The 17,856-nt window shown below is 53.5% G+C and carries 16 protein-coding genes; 14 read left to right on the forward strand and 2 right to left on the reverse strand.

Annotated elements, in window-relative coordinates; translation table 11 throughout:
* Positions 1-18: 18 nt before the first annotated feature.
* Together MHH82_RS02590 and MHH82_RS41605 are read right to left on the reverse strand one after the other, a co-directional pair.
* Positions 19-492, reverse strand: a complete 474-nt coding sequence (locus MHH82_RS02590; RefSeq protein WP_445661987.1) for a helix-turn-helix domain-containing protein — start codon at positions 490-492, stop codon at positions 19-21.
* A gap of 8 nt (positions 493-500) precedes the next feature.
* On the reverse strand, positions 501-707 hold the full coding sequence (locus tag MHH82_RS41605) for a DUF6597 domain-containing transcriptional factor (protein WP_445661954.1): 207 nt from the start codon (positions 705-707) through the stop codon (positions 501-503).
* A 193-nt stretch (positions 708-900) separates the two neighbouring features.
* Here MHH82_RS41605 and MHH82_RS02595 point away from each other — a divergent pair, with 193 nt between their 5' ends.
* The 14 genes from MHH82_RS02595 (at position 901) to MHH82_RS02660 (ending at position 17,644) form a co-directional block, all read left to right on the forward strand.
* Positions 901-1,353, forward strand: coding sequence for an SRPBCC family protein (locus tag MHH82_RS02595; RefSeq protein WP_145040080.1), 453 nt, complete (start codon positions 901-903; stop codon positions 1,351-1,353).
* A 353-nt stretch (positions 1,354-1,706) separates the two neighbouring features.
* Positions 1,707-3,038: a hypothetical protein gene (locus MHH82_RS02600; protein WP_340962997.1), complete on the forward strand. Its 1,332-nt coding sequence runs from the start codon at positions 1,707-1,709 to the stop codon at positions 3,036-3,038.
* 41 nt (positions 3,039-3,079) lie between these two features.
* A complete protein-coding gene (locus MHH82_RS02605) occupies positions 3,080-3,214 on the forward strand; it encodes a hypothetical protein (RefSeq protein WP_012818717.1) in 135 nt (44 codons plus the stop codon).
* Positions 3,215-3,329: 115 nt separating this feature from the next.
* On the forward strand, positions 3,330-4,346 hold the full coding sequence (locus tag MHH82_RS02610) for an NAD-dependent epimerase/dehydratase family protein (protein WP_012818718.1): 1,017 nt from the start codon (positions 3,330-3,332) through the stop codon (positions 4,344-4,346).
* Positions 4,346-5,428 (forward strand): dihydrodipicolinate synthase family protein, encoded by a 1,083-nt coding sequence (locus MHH82_RS02615; RefSeq protein ID WP_012818719.1) that lies wholly within the window; start codon positions 4,346-4,348, stop codon positions 5,426-5,428. The genes MHH82_RS02610 and MHH82_RS02615 overlap by 1 nt, the downstream gene beginning before the upstream one ends.
* A gap of 39 nt (positions 5,429-5,467) precedes the next feature.
* A complete protein-coding gene (sdaAB, locus tag MHH82_RS02620; RefSeq protein WP_090910122.1) occupies positions 5,468-6,151 on the forward strand; it encodes an L-serine ammonia-lyase, iron-sulfur-dependent subunit beta in 684 nt (227 codons plus the stop codon).
* On the forward strand, positions 6,148-7,080 hold the full coding sequence (gene sdaAA, locus MHH82_RS02625) for an L-serine ammonia-lyase, iron-sulfur-dependent, subunit alpha (protein ID WP_145040076.1): 933 nt from the start codon (positions 6,148-6,150) through the stop codon (positions 7,078-7,080). The genes sdaAB and sdaAA overlap by 4 nt, the downstream gene beginning before the upstream one ends.
* A 501-nt stretch (positions 7,081-7,581) precedes the next feature.
* Complete coding sequence (locus tag MHH82_RS02630) at positions 7,582-9,189, forward strand: ABC transporter substrate-binding protein (protein ID WP_145040074.1); 1,608 nt, start codon at positions 7,582-7,584, stop codon at positions 9,187-9,189.
* Positions 9,190-9,268: 79 nt separating this feature from the next.
* Positions 9,269-10,234: an ABC transporter permease gene (locus MHH82_RS02635; protein ID WP_009595687.1), complete on the forward strand. Its 966-nt coding sequence runs from the start codon at positions 9,269-9,271 to the stop codon at positions 10,232-10,234.
* Positions 10,228-11,109: a carbohydrate ABC transporter permease gene (locus MHH82_RS02640; RefSeq protein WP_009595681.1), complete on the forward strand. Its 882-nt coding sequence runs from the start codon at positions 10,228-10,230 to the stop codon at positions 11,107-11,109. The genes MHH82_RS02635 and MHH82_RS02640 overlap by 7 nt, the downstream gene beginning before the upstream one ends.
* A gap of 65 nt (positions 11,110-11,174) precedes the next feature.
* Entirely contained in the window at positions 11,175-13,415 is a 2,241-nt protein-coding gene (locus tag MHH82_RS02645) for a helix-turn-helix domain-containing protein (RefSeq protein WP_012818724.1), read from the forward strand.
* Positions 13,416-13,435: 20 nt separating this feature from the next.
* Positions 13,436-14,461 carry a zinc-dependent alcohol dehydrogenase gene (locus tag MHH82_RS02650; protein WP_340963013.1) on the forward strand — a complete coding sequence of 342 codons (1,026 nt, stop codon included), beginning with the start codon at positions 13,436-13,438 and terminating at the stop codon, positions 14,459-14,461.
* Between the two features lie 28 nt (positions 14,462-14,489).
* Complete coding sequence (locus MHH82_RS02655) at positions 14,490-16,064, forward strand: FAD-dependent oxidoreductase (RefSeq protein ID WP_340963015.1); 1,575 nt, start codon at positions 14,490-14,492, stop codon at positions 16,062-16,064.
* Between the two features lie 356 nt (positions 16,065-16,420).
* Positions 16,421-17,644: a glycosyl hydrolase family 8 gene (locus tag MHH82_RS02660; protein ID WP_012818727.1), complete on the forward strand. Its 1,224-nt coding sequence runs from the start codon at positions 16,421-16,423 to the stop codon at positions 17,642-17,644.
* The last annotated feature ends 212 nt before the right edge of the window (positions 17,645-17,856 follow it).

The following is a 17,856-nucleotide window of genomic DNA, read 5'->3' on the forward strand; positions in this document are numbered from 1 at the left end:
GCCGTTACCTCCTTCAGGTTATCGTTCCCTCATATAAACTTCGGGCGTTTTACCGATCACCGCTTTAAAATCCCGGATAAAATGCGACTGGTCATAATAACCCATATCCATGGCCAGCTCCAGCACATCCTGATGATCCAGGCCATCGAGCATTTCGGCGGCATTCTGCAGCCGGTACAGGCGAATCACCCATTTAGGGCTTACTCCGACGTATTGCTTGAACAGGCGCTGAAGTGATCTCGGGCTCATGTGGAAACATTCGCTGACCTGCTCGACCCGAATGATGTCCCGGTTGTGATGAATTTGGTCGATCATGGTATGAATCCGTTCGATCTGTTCATCCTCTTCGGGAAGAATGCGGCGAATAAGCTCCTCCATGTACCTAACCTTTAGCTCCGGCTCCTCTGCGGTCAATAGCCCCTGCTCCAGCGTATGGGGCTCAACTTGGAGAATCTCCATGGTTCCTATGGAGGAATCCGTCAGACGGTCCATGGACGTGTTCACGAACGGATAGAAACCGCCGGGCCTGAATTTGACGCGAATACTTGCCCCCTGCCCTCTAGATGGTGTGAATGCCTCGTGCTCGATACGCCGTAAAAAGCGGTCCGACGGGGTTGAACGACCAGATTGGCGCAAGGATTAGGAACAACATCCTGCAGATGAGGATGCTGGCCGGTTAAATCCCAATGAATGATCCAACTAAACACCTCCGATATCTCCGTAGCAGGCCTGGATTGATGGACAACTGGCCTCCACGGGATTTTGAGCTTGAAGTGCTTCCGCAGCTTGCGGCCTGTCGCATTTTTACAATACTTGGATCGCGGCTGCTTGATAACATCATCATATCACAGTAGGACAAGCGGGTTTTTACTTCGTATTTCAAGATGGGAGGAAACTAAAATGGAGCCGTTATATTATGAGTTTTATATCGGAGCTTCGCCGGAGAAGGTATGGGATGTCTTAACTTCGCCGGAGGGAACGCGGGCCACCTTTTTCGGGAGTGAACTGAGATCTTCTTTTCAAGTAGGGGAGCCTTACGCTTATGTGGGACCGGGGAATGACGGTGAGGAGACGGTTCATGTCTATGGGAATGTTCTGGCTTATGAGCCGCAGAAGACACTGAGCCTGTCCGAGCATCCGGGTCCGTCGTATTACGCGAATCATGAGGAGCTGGAGTCCCGCATTACGTTCACCCTTGAGCCGGTAGGGAATTGTACCAAGCTAACGCTGGTCAATGATCAATACACGCCGGATCATCCGTCCCGCGCAAAGGCAGCGGACAGCTGGTGGATGGTCATGAGCATTCTGAAGACCTATGCGGAGACGGGGGAGACCCTGGATCTGGGCTGGTAGCCTTATAGCAATAAATCGGCATATGGAAGGCAGCATCCAAGGATACCTCAAGACCGCGCACCATGCGCATGATTCATGAATTCGTTATATATCTGGATAAGAAAATCGATTAAGAGCCGTAATGGCTCTTTTTTGTTGCTTTTGGGTATGTGATTGTCCTGGATCGCGATGTCATGACGGCTCTCGCAAGAGGTACGGAGTCAACGCTCGGGCAGCACGTAGGTTCATTCGTTTATGCAGGGAGGACCGCGTTCCGCTTGCCAAATTTTCGATAGGGGGTATGATTTAGGTATCCGTACCGGCCTGCTCATGCACGGCTTCTCGGAAATGGGAAAGATGGGAGTGAAGGCATCATGATGGAGCGGACCCGCCCCCCTGTCCAGCAAATCCGCATCGGTATTATCGGAACCCGGACGATCGTTGACAAGATCATGAAGGTCATTGAAACCTTTCCTTCCTTTGACCCTGCGCCGCTGGTTTTCCAGGATGAAGACGAAGCGCCTGCACTGGCGGAGCGGATCGGGAGCGAAGTCGAAGTGTTGTTCCTCTCGGATCCGTTGTCCCAGCGCAAGGTGAAGGAGCTCGGTCAGGTCAAGATCCCTGTACATTACGTTCCCGTCACGGACGCGGGTTTATATAAAGCGCTGTTCCATGCCGGACAGCAGGAACAACTGGATGGAGGCATATCGGTGGACACCCTAACCGAGACGATGGTGGTTCGGACCATGAAGGATCTGGGCATCCCTGCTGTACAGGCTGTCGTCTACGACGGGCCGGCTTACGCCCCGAAGAGCAGCCTGATCGCGTTTCATCGCCATCAATACGAATCCGGCGGGTGCTCTGTTGCATTCACGGGCGTGGAATCCGTGGCCCAAGAACTGGCGCGGCTCGGAATACCCAATGAATGGCTGCTTCCTTCCGATCAGGATATCGTGGTATCGCTGGAGCGAGCCCTGCTGTCCACGGCATCCCGCCGCAGCTGGGAAGGTCAGATTGTGGTCGGGATGATAAATATAGACGACTTTGGCACCCAGGCGCTGAGACGGAACAATGAGCATGAGGTGCAGAAGTTGAAGCTGGATATTCACCGGATGGTGCTCGATTACGTGGAATCCCTGGATGGTTATCTGACCCATCTGGGCGGGGACGAGTATCTGTTTTTCACGACGCGCGGCATCTTTGAACGGGAAACCGGAGGTTACAAAACGATTCCCTTAGCCAAAGACGTGAACAAAACCTACGGCATTTCGCTCAGCATCGGCATGGGATTCGGCCGGTCGGCCAGCATGGCCGGAACCCATGCGCGCATCGCGATGCGGAAGTCCAAGGAGGTTGGCGGCAACGCCTGTTTTATCGTGCGTGAGGATGGTACGCTGATAGGGCCGCTGGAGATGGCCGATCCCGTGCTGGAGGTGCTGTCCTTTACGGATGCAGGGCTGATCAAGCGAGCAGAAGATGCGGGCATGACGAGCGCCTATTTAAGCAAGCTGCTGAACCAGCGCGCCCGTTCGGGTAAATACGAATATAAGGTCCATGAGCTCGCCCACCTGCTGGACATTACCGTCCGCAGCTCGCATCGCCTGCTTCAGCTTTGGACCGACAACGGGTTGGTGGAGATTTCGGGGATCGAGAAGGTGCCGAGAGGAAGGCCGAGGCAAATCTTCCGATTTACATTTTTAGAATAAAATATTAGTTATGTACTATAATGGAATTCGAGGTGATGAACTTGAAGCGAACGAGAGCCCCGTTTTCCCGCTTAGAGAAAATCTTCATCTTTACGCTGATCGGACTGGCTTCCCTTTTTATCGCTGCCTTCTTCGTGCTTCGATATATCGTGCTGAACGTTTCGTTTGCTCCCTGACATCAGGGGGCTTTTTTTGTGTGTCGTTTATTTAAAGACGATTTAAAGATTTGTCTTTATATCAAACGGGGCCGTATGATGAAGAAGAATCATCAATCGGAGGAGGAGATTGTTCATGTTAACCGTTGCAGCATTAGAAGCGAAGCTGGCGGAGCCTTCAGCACAGCTTGTTGCCGATTTGGCGTCTTTGGAAGGGGATATCCTGGTGCTTGGCGTCGGCGGAAAAATGGGTCCCAGCCTTGCAAGGCTGGCCGCCAACGCCGTGCGCGAAGGCGGTGGCGGCAAACGGATCATCGGCGTATCCCGGTTCTCGAACCAGGAGGCCAGGCGCGAGCTGGAGGAGGCGGGCGTACAGACGATTTCGTGCGACCTGCTGAACGACGGGGAGCTGCAGCAGCTGCCCGAGGCTCCAAACGTGATCTATATGGCCGGCAACAAATTCGGCACGACCGGCCGTGAATATTTTACTTGGGCGATGAACTCGTATTTGCCGGGCCGGGTGGCCGAGAAATTCAAGCAATCCCGCATGGTGGTGTTCTCATCGGGGAATGTGTATCCGTTCTCGCCGGTGGGCAGCGGCGGAGTCAACGAATCCGTTGCGCCGGAGCCGGTCGGGGAATATGCGCAATCCTGTCTCGGCAGAGAGCGCGTCTTTGAATATTTCTCCCACCAGAACGGTACGCCGATGGCAATCTACCGTCTGAATTACGCCATCGATATGCGGTACGGCGTTCTGCATGAGCTCGCCAGATCGATCCATGAGGACCGGCCGATTCACCTGGCGATGGGGCATGCGAATATCATATGGCAAGGGGATGCCAACGAGATGGCGCTCCGTTCGCTCCTGCATTGCAGCTCGCCTCCCGAAATCATCAACATTACCGGACCGGAGACGATGTCGATCCGCTGGGCGGCACAGGAGTTGGCGGCACGGATGGGCAAGGAAGTGACCTTTACAGGTACGGAATCCGAGACCGCACTCCTGAACAACGCCTCGAAATCCCACCAGCTCTTCGGTTATCCGAAGGTGTCTCTGCTGCAGATGCTGGATTGGACGGCAGCATGGGTGCAATCCGGCGGCGAGAGCTGGAACAAGCCGACGCACTTCCAAGAGAGAAAGGGGAAATTCTAATGAGCGGACAGATTCCTGCAATGCAGAGGTTGGCCCCCGAGAAGCTGAAAGCTCTTCACGAAGGGCTCGTCATACCGGCGCATCCGCTGGCTTTGGACGAGAACCGGAAGCTGGACGAACGCCGCCAGCGGGCATTGACCCGCTATTACGCCGCATCCGGTGCGGGCGGTGTGGCGGTCGGCGTTCACTCTACCCAATTCGAGATCCGCGATAAAGGCATTGACTTGTATGAACCGGTGCTGCGGCTCGCGGCCGAAGAGGTCCGCAGGGCGGAACTTGACCGCCCCTTCTTGATGGTGGCCGGCGTGTGCGGCCCCACGGAGCAAGCCGTGGAGGAAACGGAGATCGCCCGCAGGCTCGGCTATGATGCCGTCCTGCTCAGCATGGGCGGGTTAAGCGGCTGGAGCGAAGAGGATATTCTGAAGCGCACGGAAGAGATCGCGCAGAGAATGCCGGTGATCGGGTTCTATCTTCAGCCATCGGTTGGCGGCAACATCTTCTCCTTCGAATTCTGGCGTGCCTTCGCAGAAATTCCGAATATCGTAGCGATCAAGATGGCCCCCTTCAACCGCTACCAGACGATTGACGTCGTTCGTGCCGTCTGTTATTCGAGCCGCAGAGACGATATTGCGCTCTATACGGGGAATGACGATAACATCGTCAACGATTTGCTGACGACCTATCGTTTCCAGGTGGACGGAACGCCGGTCGCCAAGCCTATCGTCGGCGGTCTGCTCGGTCACTGGGCGGTCTGGACCAGGAAAGCGGTGGAGCTGCTGGAGGAAATCAAAGAGGCGCGCAAGCAGGAGCAGTTCGCGAAGGAATGGTTGACGCGCAACGTCGAGATTACCGACTCCAACGCGGCCTTCTTCGATCCCGCGCATCAGTTTGCGGGCTGCATCCCGGGCATTCATGAGGTGCTCCGCAGACAGGGACTGCTGCAAGGCACATGGTGCCTGAATCCGCATGAAACGCTGTCTCCCGGACAATCGGAAGAGATTGATCGGGTCTACCGGGATTATCCCCATTTAAACGATGACGATTTTATTCGGGAGCACTTGGAAAGTTGGCTGGCAGACTGATACAATGAGGGCAGAATAGTCGAAAGTGGGGAATCGCGCATGCGGTTTAAAGATGTGTTTTCTATTATTGGGCCCAGCATGGTGGGGCCTTCCAGCTCCCATACCGCTGGGGCCGTGCGGATTGGAAGAGCCGCGCGGCGCATATTTGGAGCATTCCCCGATCAGGCGGAAATTGTGTTCTATGGATCTTTTGCCGAAACCTACCGCGGCCACGGCACCGATCTGGCTGTCGTCGGCGGGCTGCTTGATTTTGCCACGGACGATATGCGCATCCGGAATTCGATCGAGCTTGCCGAAGCGGCAGGCATTGAACTTACCTTCAAGACGGCACAGAATGTGGCCTTTCACCCGAATACCGTGGAGCTGAGGCTGAAGGGCGGCGATCATACCGATGTCATTGCGGGCGCCTCCATTGGCGGAGGCAGCGTGGAAATGCTGCGCGTGAACGGTTTCGATGTCAAGTTTACGATGAATTATCCGGTGCTGCTGGTCTTTCATGACGATACGCCGGGCATGGTCGCGCATATCACCCGGCTCCTGGAGGCCGGCGGCGTCAACATTGCCTATATGGACGTGGACCGCAAGGGAAGGGGCGGCGATGCCATGACGGTGGTGGAGTCGGACGAAGCGGTTCCGGCCGAATTGATGAAGCATATCGAAGGACTGCCGAGCGTGCATCGGGTCGTCATCGCGGATTTGACAGTAGAGGAGGCGCAGTCATGAAGTTTTCTACGCTGGAGCAGATCATTGCATGCTGCCGGGAGGATAAGGTGACGATCGGCCAGCTGATGCTGAATGAACAGATCAAGGAAACGGGGAAAAGCCGGGACGAGACGTTCAAGCAAATGGCCGATTACTACGGCATCATGAAGGAAGCGGTGCACCGGGGAATCCATGAACCCGTCCCTTCCAAAAGCGGCCTGACCGGCGGCGATGCCGTGCGCGTCCATCAATATATGAGCAGCGGGGTACCCGCGCTTGGTACCGACGCTTGCACGGCGCTGGCCTACGCCCTGTCCGTGTCCGAGGTAAATGCCTCCATGGGGCGCATCGTAGCGACGCCGACGGCGGGCTCATGCGGCATTATTCCCGGGGTGTTCGTCAGCACGCAGGAGCGCTTCGGCTGGGAAGACGAGCATTTGGTGATGGGGCTGTTCAGCGCAGGCGCAATCGGCTACGTCATTGCCAATAACTCGTTTATTTCCGGTGCGGAGGGCGGCTGCCAAGCTGAAGTCGGCTCAGCTATCGGTATGGCGGCAGGCGCTTTGACGGAGCTGCGGGGCGGCACGCCGGAGCAGGCCGTTCACGCCGTCGGGCTTGCGCTCAAGAATTCCTTGGGACTTATCTGCGACCCGGTGGGCGGGCTTGTCGAGATTCCTTGCATCGTGCGCAACGGCTTCGGCGCGGTGACGGCGCTGGCGGCATCGGATATGGCGCTTGCCGGCGTGCGCAGCGTCATTCCATCCGACGAAGTGATCGACGTGATGCTGGAGGTTGGCACGGCTATGCCGTCCAAGCACAGGGAAACGGCGAAGGGCGGACTTGCGCAGACGCCGACCGGCAAGAAAATCCTTAAGGATCTATACGGCAAGGAAGGCAAAAAATTGCGGGAGAAGGGTGCCAAAGCGAAGAAAGAAGAAACGAGTGATTGAATTCACACCCGTTTTGATAGATCGCCAATGACGTTCTGCTTCATGTATATACGATGGGTAAGAGAAGAAATTTAACATCTTCCGTGAGGGATTTCGTGATGAAATCCCTCTATTTTTTTATCTATTTCTACCGCTTTAGCATTTTCCACATGCTCAAAAAGCCTGATGCTATGCGGGTTTTCGGCATTTCGCCCGCTAGAGGAAGAAAAAACGCCATCTCGCAGAAATACGCTTCTTTACGAATCATGGAAGCGTTTTTATGATGTGGATGGGTAGAAAATTCCGTGCCGGACCCTCGGCAGCGGATGCCCGATCATTTTAGAATATTCCCGCGACAGGCCGGGATCTTCGTCAACAAGGAGGCATGATAGGAAGCATCTTGATTTATAAACGTAGACCGGATGAGTAATCCGACACACAGGTGAGAAGAAATGACGGGGGTAGCGATCGCACAGATTCAGTCAGCCGCATTCAAATGATGGATTTAGAGGAGGAACGCAAATGACAAAAAAATGGTTTCGTATGGCACTCGTGTTCACATTAATCATTTCGATCTTGGCCGCATGCAGCGGAGGAAACAAAGAGGCAGCTCCCGAAACGGACGGAGAAACAGCACCTCCAACGGCGCCGGCAGATCCGGATCAATACGGGGATACTGGCGGTCTCGCGCTTCCGCTGGTCGATAAACCGACAACGATCAATTGGATGGTCGTCAGCGAGAAGACCAACCTGAACGATTCCTTGCTTGCCAAGGAGATCGAGAAGCGTACCGGTATCAAAGTGAATTTCCAACCCTATTCTTCGGCTACGTTTCAAGACAAGCTGAAAGTAACCGTTGCATCCGGCAAGCTCCCGGACATCATCCACGGATTGACGCCTCCGGAGCTGAAGAAGATCGGCAAGCAGAAAGCGGTCGTTGCCATTAACGAATATGTCGACATGCTGCCGAACTTCAAACGAATGTATGTGGACGAGAATCCTTGGGTCATTCCGTCCTACGGAGACGAATCCGGCAACATCTATACCTGGCCGGTTGCAAACATCAACCGTGACGTGAACCACGGCTTCCTGTACCGCAAAGACATCTTCGATGAGCTGGGCATCAAGGAATGGACGAATACCGACGAATTCTATCAGGCCCTCAAAAAGTTGAAGGAAGCCTATCCGGATTCCTATCCTTACGCCTCGAAAACGAAAGAGAACATTTTCCGCGATTGGGCCTTCGGCTGGGGGATCGGCGGAGCCAACTATCCGACGTATTACGACGAGACGGCCAAGGTATGGAAGTACGCTACCATACAGCCTGAGCACAAAGAAATGCTCGATTTCATGAAGAAGCTGTACAACGAGGGACTCCTCGATCCGGAATTCATGACGGACACCGACGATTCCTGGACGGCGAAAATGACATCAGGCAATAAATCCTTTGTCACCTATGACTGGATCGGACGTTTGGACCTGTTCTACAACCAGGTCAAGGACCAAAATCCGAACTATGATCTGCGATACGGCAATCCGGTCGGACCGACCGGCAACGGCAAGACGATCGAGAGCATCACGAACGGCTTCAGCATCGCGGTAGCCAACAACGACAACAAGGAAGCTTCCCTGAAGCTGCTCGATTACCTGACGAGCCCGTCCGGCGCCACGCTGGTGACGATGGGCGTGGAAGGCGAGACTTTCAAGATGGAAGGCGATAAAGCCGTCTATCCGGAGCTGACCGACGTGCCGCTGGTGGATATCAGCGTGCTGGAGGACCGCTATGGCCTGTGGCTGCAAGGATTGTATGTCAATTCCGACAAGCGCAGCGTGTACTTCAACTATACGGAGAAGGAGCAGGAGGCTCAGGATAAGCTCCTGAACGGCAATAAATTCGAGCCGCTGGATCCGGTCGTGAACTTTACGGATGACGAAACCGCAAAGATTGCGGAAATCCAAACCTCCCTGAAGAAATTGGCGGATGAATTTAACGCGAAATACATTCTCAACAAAAACTACGGCGATGTGCAGTGGCAGCAATGGCAGGCGCAGGCTGAGAAGCAGGGAGCCAAGCAGATCGTCGATATTTTCAACGCAGCCCAGAAGAGATTGGATGAAGCCACGAAATAATTCGCAGAAGAAATAAGGGTGATGGCGGCATCCAGGTACGACGCTCGGGTGCTGCTCATCATCTTAAGGAGGGAACACCATGTCAAGTGCAGGGACAGAGACAAATCTCGCCAAACCCCGCGGCGGGTTTGGGAGAAGAATGGTTTCGGCCTTTCAGCATATGAAGCGGGACAGACAGCTGTTGATTCTGTTTATCCCGTGCCTGTTGTTTTACGTTATTTTCCGATACGGGCCCCTGTACGGCTTGATCATTGCCTTCAAGGACTACAGCGTATTTACCGGCATTATGGAGAGCGAATGGGTAGGGCTCAAGCATTTCGAGAAATTTTTCGGCAGTCCGGATTTCTGGCTGCTGTTCAAGAATACGCTCCTTCTTGGCGTATACAATCTGATTTTCGGCTTTCCTTTTCCCATCATTCTGGCGATTCTCCTTAACGAGGTCAGAGTGAAATGGTTCAAAAAGTCGGTTCAAACGCTCAGCTATCTGCCTTCGTTCCTGTCGGTGGTCATTATAAGCAGCATGATTATCGACTTCCTGTCGCCCAATCAGGGGATCATTAATCAGCTGATCGCGGCGTTAGGTTTCGAGAAGACGTATTTTCTCATTGAGCCGAGCTGGTTTAGAACCATCTATGTTTCATCGGATATCTGGGCAACCGTCGGTTATGAAGCCATCATCTATATGGCTGCGATTGCAGGGATCAGCCCGTCGCTTTACGAAGCGGCCAAGGTGGATGGTGCCAAAAGGCGCCACATGATTTTTAAAATCACGATTCCCGCCATTCTGCCAACGATTATTATCATGTTTGTCTTGAAGACCGGGTCGATGCTTCGGATCGGATACGAAAAGGTATTGCTGCTTTACAATCCGATGACTTACGAGGTGGCGGACGTATTCTCGACTTATGTCTACCGGAAAGGCCTTCTGGAGAGCAACTATAGCTATGGCGCGGCCGTGGGCTTGTTCGAAGCCGTTGTCGCCATGATATTGTTGCTGTCCTCCAACTACTTCAGCAAGCGGCTGGGAGGTAGCGGACTATGGTAAACAACAAACGATTCAGCCTTCGAAACATCTCGTTATTCGGCATTATCAACACGCTGATTCTGACATGCCTTGCCATTATTACCGTGTACCCCGTCGTCTATATCACCGCCGTATCCCTCAGCGCGACCTCCGAAGTGGTGCAAGGGAATATCACCTTGTTTCCCAAGGGTTTTAATCTCGACGCCTATGCCCAGGTGCTGAACGACGACCGGGTGCCGCGCGCCTATCTGAACACGATTTTTTATACAGCGCTCGGTACGGCCATTAACCTGCTGCTTACGGCGGTAGCGGCTTATCCGCTCGCTCGCAAAAATTTCTTCGGGCGCAAGTTTTTCCTGTTGGCAATCATCATGACCATGTTCCTGAACCCGGGGATCATTCCGAACTACCTGATCGTATCCGAGCTTGGCCTGCTGGACAGCGTATGGGCACTCGTGCTTCCGAATGCGATCTGGACCTTTGAGCTGTTAATTCTCAAAAGCTTCTACGAGAACATGTCGGAATCCCTGCGCGAAGCAGCCGTCGTCGACGGCGCTTCCGAGTACCGCATCCTGTTCCAGATTGTGCTTCCGCTGTCCAAACCGGCACTGGCCTCGATCGGATTGTTTTATTTCATGGGCCATTGGAACAGCTTCTTTATCCCGCTGATTTACCTGAACGACGCGAATATGTACCCGCTTCAGGTCGTGCTTCGGGATATGCTGATTTTCAGCGAGAACGGAAGCAATCCGAGCCTGGTGGATGCGTCGGCGCTTGCTCCGCAGGCCATGAAGAACGCAACGATCGTGTTGTCGATGATTCCGGTGCTGCTGATCTATCCGTTTGCCCAGAAGTATTTTGCCAAAGGGGTCATGCTCGGTTCCGAAAAGGGGTGATGGGAAGGTGCCGGGGGCTATCATGTTGAATATGAAGGGATGACATCCAAGAGAGGTGAATCCGTATGAATCGATTGATCGCCAACAGAGGCTTGCTCCAGATTTTCTTCGCTCTGCAACTGGTCATCGGCATCATGTTCATATTCAATTACATCGTGTACAAGAATTCCATTACCGGAATTTACGACAAGGTGAGCGAGAACAACCGGATGGTGATCAGAAACATTATTCAGTCGTTTGATACCAGTTTCTCCTCCATTAACAATTTGATTTTTAACATTCATGCGCTTCCTTCGGACCGGATGCAGTTGGATAACGGCAAACTTGACATGGAGAAAGTCATCACTCTGCAGGACAGCGTCACCAGCATCGTATCCAACGTGGATATCGTGGAAGATGTGGTCATTTCGTTCGACAATCACGATTTGGCCATTACGACACGCGGAACCAGCAATCTGGACGCATTGTTTGACAGGCGGTATAAATCCCAGAAGTTCAACTCGATGTTCTGGAAGACGTTTACCCGATCGGAGCACGAGCTTACGGTTTTTCCAGCGGAGGTTTATGCGGATCAGAGCAGCGGGTACGGCCGGAACCTGATGATTGCCGTAGACGGCAACAAGGTCAGAATGTCGAACAAAAACCTGATGATCCTGATTAACGTGAACCGGCTGCTTAAGGGGGTCGATTTGAATTCCATGATTCCCGGGGCCTCGCTCATCGTGCTGGATGCGAACCGGAACGTCATCTTGAGCACCGAGAAGGATCTGGATCTGGTGGGCATTCTGAACGACGTGTACTTTAACCCGTCGCAGGAAGCCTCCCTCACGCATGACGATTTTGAATACAATTTCTACAAATCGGACTATAACGGATTTATATATATCAATAAAATGCCGTACAAGTTTCAAAATATCGATTCCGTCACCGATGCCAATACGTGGATTATGTACGGGGCGATTGCGTTAAACGTCATTCTGTCGGTGCTGCTCAGTATTTACCTGTACCGGCCGGTGAAGAACATCGTGCAGCTGCTCGGGGGGAGTTCTCTTCGAGGGAATGATTTCGTAAAAATCCAGAGCGGCATCGTCAAGGTGCAGCGGGAGAACGAATCCCTCAAGAAGCAGATGGATCTGGTGGATGAGGATATCCGCCGAAGCGTGTTCCTGCAAACGCTGGACGGCCATCACCATTCGCGCGAGCAGGAAATGCAGATGCAGAAGCACTACACGCATTTCTTCCAGTGCCGGCATTTCATGATGGCGGCCGTGTATTTGCAGCCTGCAGGCAAGGGGGCAACCAAGTCGGATTTTGTCCTGGAAGAGCTGACGTCTCAGATCCGGGGCGGCCTGGAGGAGCGCTATGGACATGTGGTGGTTTATCATGTCGAAGAGCTGAAATTCCTAGCGTTAATCGGTCTGGATCAGCCGTCCGAGCGCAAGCAGCTGGTCAGGAAATTCGAGGAGTATATTAGGCGGTGCAACGAGGATTATCATGATACGTTCACGGTGTGGGGCTGCGTTAGCCGCACGTACGAATCCAAAATCAGCAATTGCTCCGAAGCATACCGGAATATTAAGGATGGGCGGTTGTACCGGAATGTGAATGCGGACACGGACATGGTCGATGCGGAGCAGATTCGGTACGTCCCGGATATTTATTATCCGCTTCAGAAGATCGAGAAGCTGAGCAATTGCATGCTAAGCGGCAAGGTGGATGAGGGACTGCAGATCGTGAGCGATATTTTCCAGCAGAATGCGGATCTTCGCATCCATCACCATCAGATGGTGCATATTGCGAAGAGCATGTTCTTCCTCGTCATGAAGCAGGCGGATTCGCCGTCCGTTGACCGCAACGAGTTGTTCCGGCTGGAGAGTGATTTCATCCGCAAGGTCGATCAAGCCTTCACCTATGAAGAGATTCAGAAGGCGCTGATGGAAGTAATGCGCGTGGTGGCGAATACGCGGAACCACGATCCGCGAAGCAAGCTGAATCCCGCATTCATCTCCCAATACATCGAACTGCATTACATGGAGAACCTCTATTTGGATCATATGGCCGAAGTGCTGGACACCAGCTCGAAATACTTCTCCAATTATTTCAAGAAAACATTCGGCGTCAATTATGTGGAGTACTTGAACAAAGTCCGATTATCGCATGCGCGTGAATATCTGCGGAACACGGACCTCAGCATTGCCGAAATCGGAGAGAAAACGGGGTATTCGAACTCTTCCACATTTACGACGACCTTTAAGAAATACAGCGGCGTCTCGCCGAGCGAATATCGAAAAGCATCAGGAAAATAAGGTGGAGCAGGAGGGTCCATATGAAGGCTGTTGCCACGATTCATGGAAACGTGATCGTTGATCATATCGAGAGGCCGGCGGAATTGCCGGCGGGTCATGTGCGGATTCGCACCGAATACTCGGCGGTCAGTCCGGGTACGGAAATGATCTTTATACGAAAGGCTTCGGATCAAAAAGTCATTATGGGTTACAGCGCGGTGGGGATCGTCGAAGACTTGGGTGAAGGCGTGAAGGGGCTTGCCGTCGGTCAACGGGTGGCCTGTTATGGAGCACCTTACGTGCGCCATGCCCAGTGGCTTACCGTGCCTTCGAACCTGACGGCCATCGTCCCGGACGGGGTGGATCCGCAGGAAGCCGCTTTTGCGGGGCTGGGAGCGATTGCGATCCATGCCCTGCGGGTTGCGGATCTGCGCTTCGGCGAATCGGCCGTGGTGGTCGGGCTGGGCATCCTGGGGCAGATCATTGCCCAGATCGCGCATGCGGCGGCTTGCCCCGTTGCGGGATTTGACCTGAACCCGGAGCGGGTGCAGGGGATGAGGCAGCATATTGCCTATGCTTATGATAACCAGGAGCAGCTTGAGGAGCAGGTCGGGCGGATGACGGGCGGACATGGAGCCGACAGCGTCATCCTGTGCGCAAGCGGTCCCGGTGAAGAGCTTATCAACGCGTCCATGGGATGGATTCGGGATAAGGGGAAAATCGTCATCGTCGGCGATTTGTCTACAACCTACTCCAGAGGGCTGATGTTTGGCAAGGAAGCGCAGGTGCTCATATCACGGGCCGGCGGTCCGGGCCGGTACGACGCAAGCTATGAACTCAACAATACGGATTATCCGATCGGCTTTGTGCGCTGGACGGAAGGGCGCAACATTGCGGAATATATTCGTTTGCTGGCCGAAGGGAGAATCTCGATCAAACCGCTGATCTCGCATGTGGTTCCCGTAGATGAGGCGGGCAAGGCTTATGAGCGGTACGGCCCCGGGTCAACGACGCTCGGAACGATATTTAAATACGATCATGAGACGGTTGGTGCCAAAGCCGAATAGAATACAGCGATATCGAGGTGCGGTGTATATGGAGAATCATATAGAGGCGGATATCATCATTCTGGGCGGAGGACTCGGCGGCTGTGCCGCTGCGCTTGCGGCGGCGAAGGCGGGAAAACGCGTGGTTATGACCGAAGAGAGCGATTGGCTCGGCGGCCAGATTACAAGTCAGGGCGTACCGCCCGACGAGCATCCCTGGATCGAGCAGTTTGGCTGCACGGCCAGCTACCGTGAATTCCGGAATCGGATCCGCGATTATTATAAGGAGTTATTTCCGCTCCGGGCCGAATCGCGGCAAGAGCGTTACCTGAATCCAGGCAGCGCACTGGTCAGCGGCATTGCCCATGAGCCGAGAGCGGCGCTGGCCGTGCTGCAGGGGATGCTGGCACCTTACGTGCACAGCGGGAGGTTAACGATCCTTACGGAGCATGCGCTGATGGAAGCGGAGTCCGGCGGGGATCAGGTAACATCCGTCCGGTTGCGGGACAGCAGATCCGGCGACATCGTCAAGCTGACCGGCGCATTTTTCCTTGATGCTACCGAGGAGGGGGATTTGCTTCCGCTGGCCGGCATCGAATACGTGACGGGTTCCGAGTCGGCGGAAGAGACCGGTGAACCGCATGCTTTATCCGGTCCGGCGGACCGGGCGGACATGCAGGCTTTCACTTGGTGCTTCGCGATGGATTACCGGGAGGGCGAGGATCATACCATCCCGAAGCCGGATCGGTACGATTTCTGGAAGAGCTACCGGGCGGATTTCTGGCCCGATGCCATGCTGAGTTGGACGGGGCTAGTACCGCATACGCTGGAGCCGGTCACCTACAGCTTATTTCCGGATGGCCGATCGTTTTCCCTGTGGAAATACCGGCAGATCCTGAATCCGGAGCATTTCGAAGGCGGGTTGTTTGACAGCAGCGTCACGGTCGTGAACTGGCCGCAGAACGATTATTGGCTCGGCTCCATTATCGATGTCGGCCCGGAAGAGCGGGAACGGCATCTGGAGGAATCCAGGCAGCTGAGTTTGTCCCTGCTCTATTGGATGCAGACGGAAGCCCCGCGGCCCGATGGAGGAAAGGGGTATCCCGGACTCCGGCTTCGGCCGGACGTGATGGGAACGAAGGATGGCTTGGCAAAAGCCCCTTATATCCGTGAATCCCGCCGGATCCGCGCCGAATTTACCGTGAAGGAGCAGCATATTGCCGCCGAATGCCGGCCGGACGGGCGGGCGGAGACGTTCCACGATTCCGTTGGCATCGGCTGCTACCGGATCGATCTGCATCCTAGCACGGGATTGCGGACGTATATCGATATTTCGAGCCTGCCCTTCCAAATTCCGATGGGGAGCCTGATTCCAGTAAGTGTAGCCAATGTGCTGGCAGCCTGCAAGAATATCGGCACGACGCATATCACGAATGGGTGTTATCGTCTCCATCCTGTGGAATGGAACATCGGCGAGGCAGCCGGTCATTTAGCCGCTTATTGCATAGAGCATGGACTGAAGCCGCGGGAAGTACGGAATACCCCGGACCACTTGGAGGCTTTTCAGCGGCGATTGACGGAACAGGGGATCGAACGGTCATGGCCGTCCATTCATGCCGTTTGACGTCTTGTCGGAAATAAGGGGAATGCCTACCGAAATAACGATAGCCGTCTTTCCGGGCAGTGGGATACTGCTTGCGGAAAGACGGCTATTCATGCTGGTAGACGAATCATGACCGGCAAACTATTAATTTACAATAATATACAATTCTATTATACTTGTAGTAGATATGGATCCTACCTCTTTGTATATGGAGGCAGTTGCATATCGGACATCAGCTAACTTCGTGGTACTTTACATACGGGCAGTCTCCTCGTTTCCATCGATCATGGGAAGGGTGGTGGTTTAATCCGAAACCGGTTTACCAGGCTGTAGCGGTCATGGCTTTCCAATTCGAAAACCAAAGGAGCGAAACGTTGATGAAAGTATTCCGAAATTCGATTATCCGTAAGTCGGCGGCGTTGGTCTGCGCAGTTCTGCTGATCTTGCCGGCGGGGTTGTCCCTGGCGGCCAACAAGCCTTTTCCCCAGCATACGTCCTATACGAGCGGTTCGATTAAGCCGAACAACGTAACGCAGACCGCGATGGACAATGCGGTCAAGAGCAAATGGAACAGCTGGAAAGGGTCTTTTCTGAAGCCGGCTGCAACCGGGCAATATTACGTCAAATACAATTCCGCGGGCGAGACGGTATCCGAGGCTCATGGTTACGGAATGATTTTCACCGTTCTGATGGCGGGATACGACAGCAATGCGCAGTCGTATTTCGATGGGTTATATCGCTATTACAAGGCGCATCCGAGTGATAACAATCCGTATCTGATGGCGTGGAAACAGAACAGCAGCTTCCAGAATATAGAGGGGGCCAACTCGGCAACGGACGGCGATATGGATATTGCTTACGCACTCCTGCTTGCGGACAAGCAGTGGGGAAGCAGCGGATCGATCAATTACCTGCAGGCCGCGAAGGATATCATCAATGCCATCATGAGCAACGACGTCAACCAGTCCCAATGGACGCTGCGTTTGGGCGATTGGGCTACCAGCGGCAACTACAATACCGCCACGCGGCCATCGGATTTCATGCTGAACCATATGAAGGCGTTCCGTGCGGCCACCGGCGATGCCCGTTGGGATAACGTCATCAACAAAACCTATACGATCATCAACTCCATCTATAACGGTTACAGCTCCAATACCGGTTTGCTTCCGGATTTCGTTGTCATGTCGGGCGGCAATTATCAGCCAGCGGCAGCAGGATTCCTGGAAGGGGCGAACGACGGAAAATATTACTACAACTCGGCCCGGACTCCATGGCGGATTACGACCGACTATCTGATGACCGGCGATACGCGCGCGCTGAATCAATTGAATAAAATGAACACGTTCATTAAGTCGGCTGCAAACAGCAATCCTGCCAATATCAAGGCAGGGTATAATCTGAACGGGACCGCGCTGGTGACTTATAACAGCGGGGCGTTCTATGCACCGTTCGGCGTAAGCGCGATGACTTCGTCCAGTCACCAGAGCTGGCTGAATTCGGTATGGAATTATACAGCGAACGCATCTGCAGAGGGATATTATGAGGAGAGCATCAAGCTGTTCTCGATGATGGTCATGTCGGGAAATTGGTGGACATATTAACGCATAACGCCCTTTAACTTTATATAAATATAAAATGAAACCTGATCCGTTACGGATCGGGTTTTTTTGGGTCTTTCCTACCATTAATTGATTTTCGAAGTAAATTAATAAGAATTAGCATTGATATTTTATAAAGGTCAGTGTTAATATCTTATCAAATATAAAATGTTTTATATTATTATAAATCAAACAACCAGAGCTATCACCATAAT

The organism is Bacillus sp. FSL K6-6540 (assembly GCF_038007545.1).

What these genes read in the sequence shown, in the direction of transcription:
- MHH82_RS02590 (WP_445661987.1), bottom strand. Translation starts at nt 492, where the DNA reads ATGGACCGTCTGACGGATTCCTCCATAGGAACCATGGAGATTCTCCAA.
- MHH82_RS02595 (WP_145040080.1), top strand. Translation starts at nt 901, where the DNA reads ATGGAGCCGTTATATTATGAGTTTTATATCGGAGCTTCGCCGGAGAAG.
- MHH82_RS02600 (WP_340962997.1), top strand. Translation starts at nt 1,707, where the DNA reads ATGATGGAGCGGACCCGCCCCCCTGTCCAGCAAATCCGCATCGGTATT.
- MHH82_RS02610 (WP_012818718.1), top strand. Translation starts at nt 3,330, where the DNA reads ATGTTAACCGTTGCAGCATTAGAAGCGAAGCTGGCGGAGCCTTCAGCA.
- MHH82_RS02615 (WP_012818719.1), top strand. Translation starts at nt 4,346, where the DNA reads ATGAGCGGACAGATTCCTGCAATGCAGAGGTTGGCCCCCGAGAAGCTG.
- sdaAB (WP_090910122.1), top strand. Translation starts at nt 5,468, where the DNA reads ATGCGGTTTAAAGATGTGTTTTCTATTATTGGGCCCAGCATGGTGGGG.
- sdaAA (WP_145040076.1), top strand. Translation starts at nt 6,148, where the DNA reads ATGAAGTTTTCTACGCTGGAGCAGATCATTGCATGCTGCCGGGAGGAT.
- MHH82_RS02630 (WP_145040074.1), top strand. Translation starts at nt 7,582, where the DNA reads ATGACAAAAAAATGGTTTCGTATGGCACTCGTGTTCACATTAATCATT.
- MHH82_RS02635 (WP_009595687.1), top strand. Translation starts at nt 9,269, where the DNA reads ATGTCAAGTGCAGGGACAGAGACAAATCTCGCCAAACCCCGCGGCGGG.
- MHH82_RS02640 (WP_009595681.1), top strand. Translation starts at nt 10,228, where the DNA reads ATGGTAAACAACAAACGATTCAGCCTTCGAAACATCTCGTTATTCGGC.
- MHH82_RS02645 (WP_012818724.1), top strand. Translation starts at nt 11,175, where the DNA reads ATGAATCGATTGATCGCCAACAGAGGCTTGCTCCAGATTTTCTTCGCT.
- MHH82_RS02650 (WP_340963013.1), top strand. Translation starts at nt 13,436, where the DNA reads ATGAAGGCTGTTGCCACGATTCATGGAAACGTGATCGTTGATCATATC.
- MHH82_RS02655 (WP_340963015.1), top strand. Translation starts at nt 14,490, where the DNA reads ATGGAGAATCATATAGAGGCGGATATCATCATTCTGGGCGGAGGACTC.
- MHH82_RS02660 (WP_012818727.1), top strand. Translation starts at nt 16,421, where the DNA reads ATGAAAGTATTCCGAAATTCGATTATCCGTAAGTCGGCGGCGTTGGTC.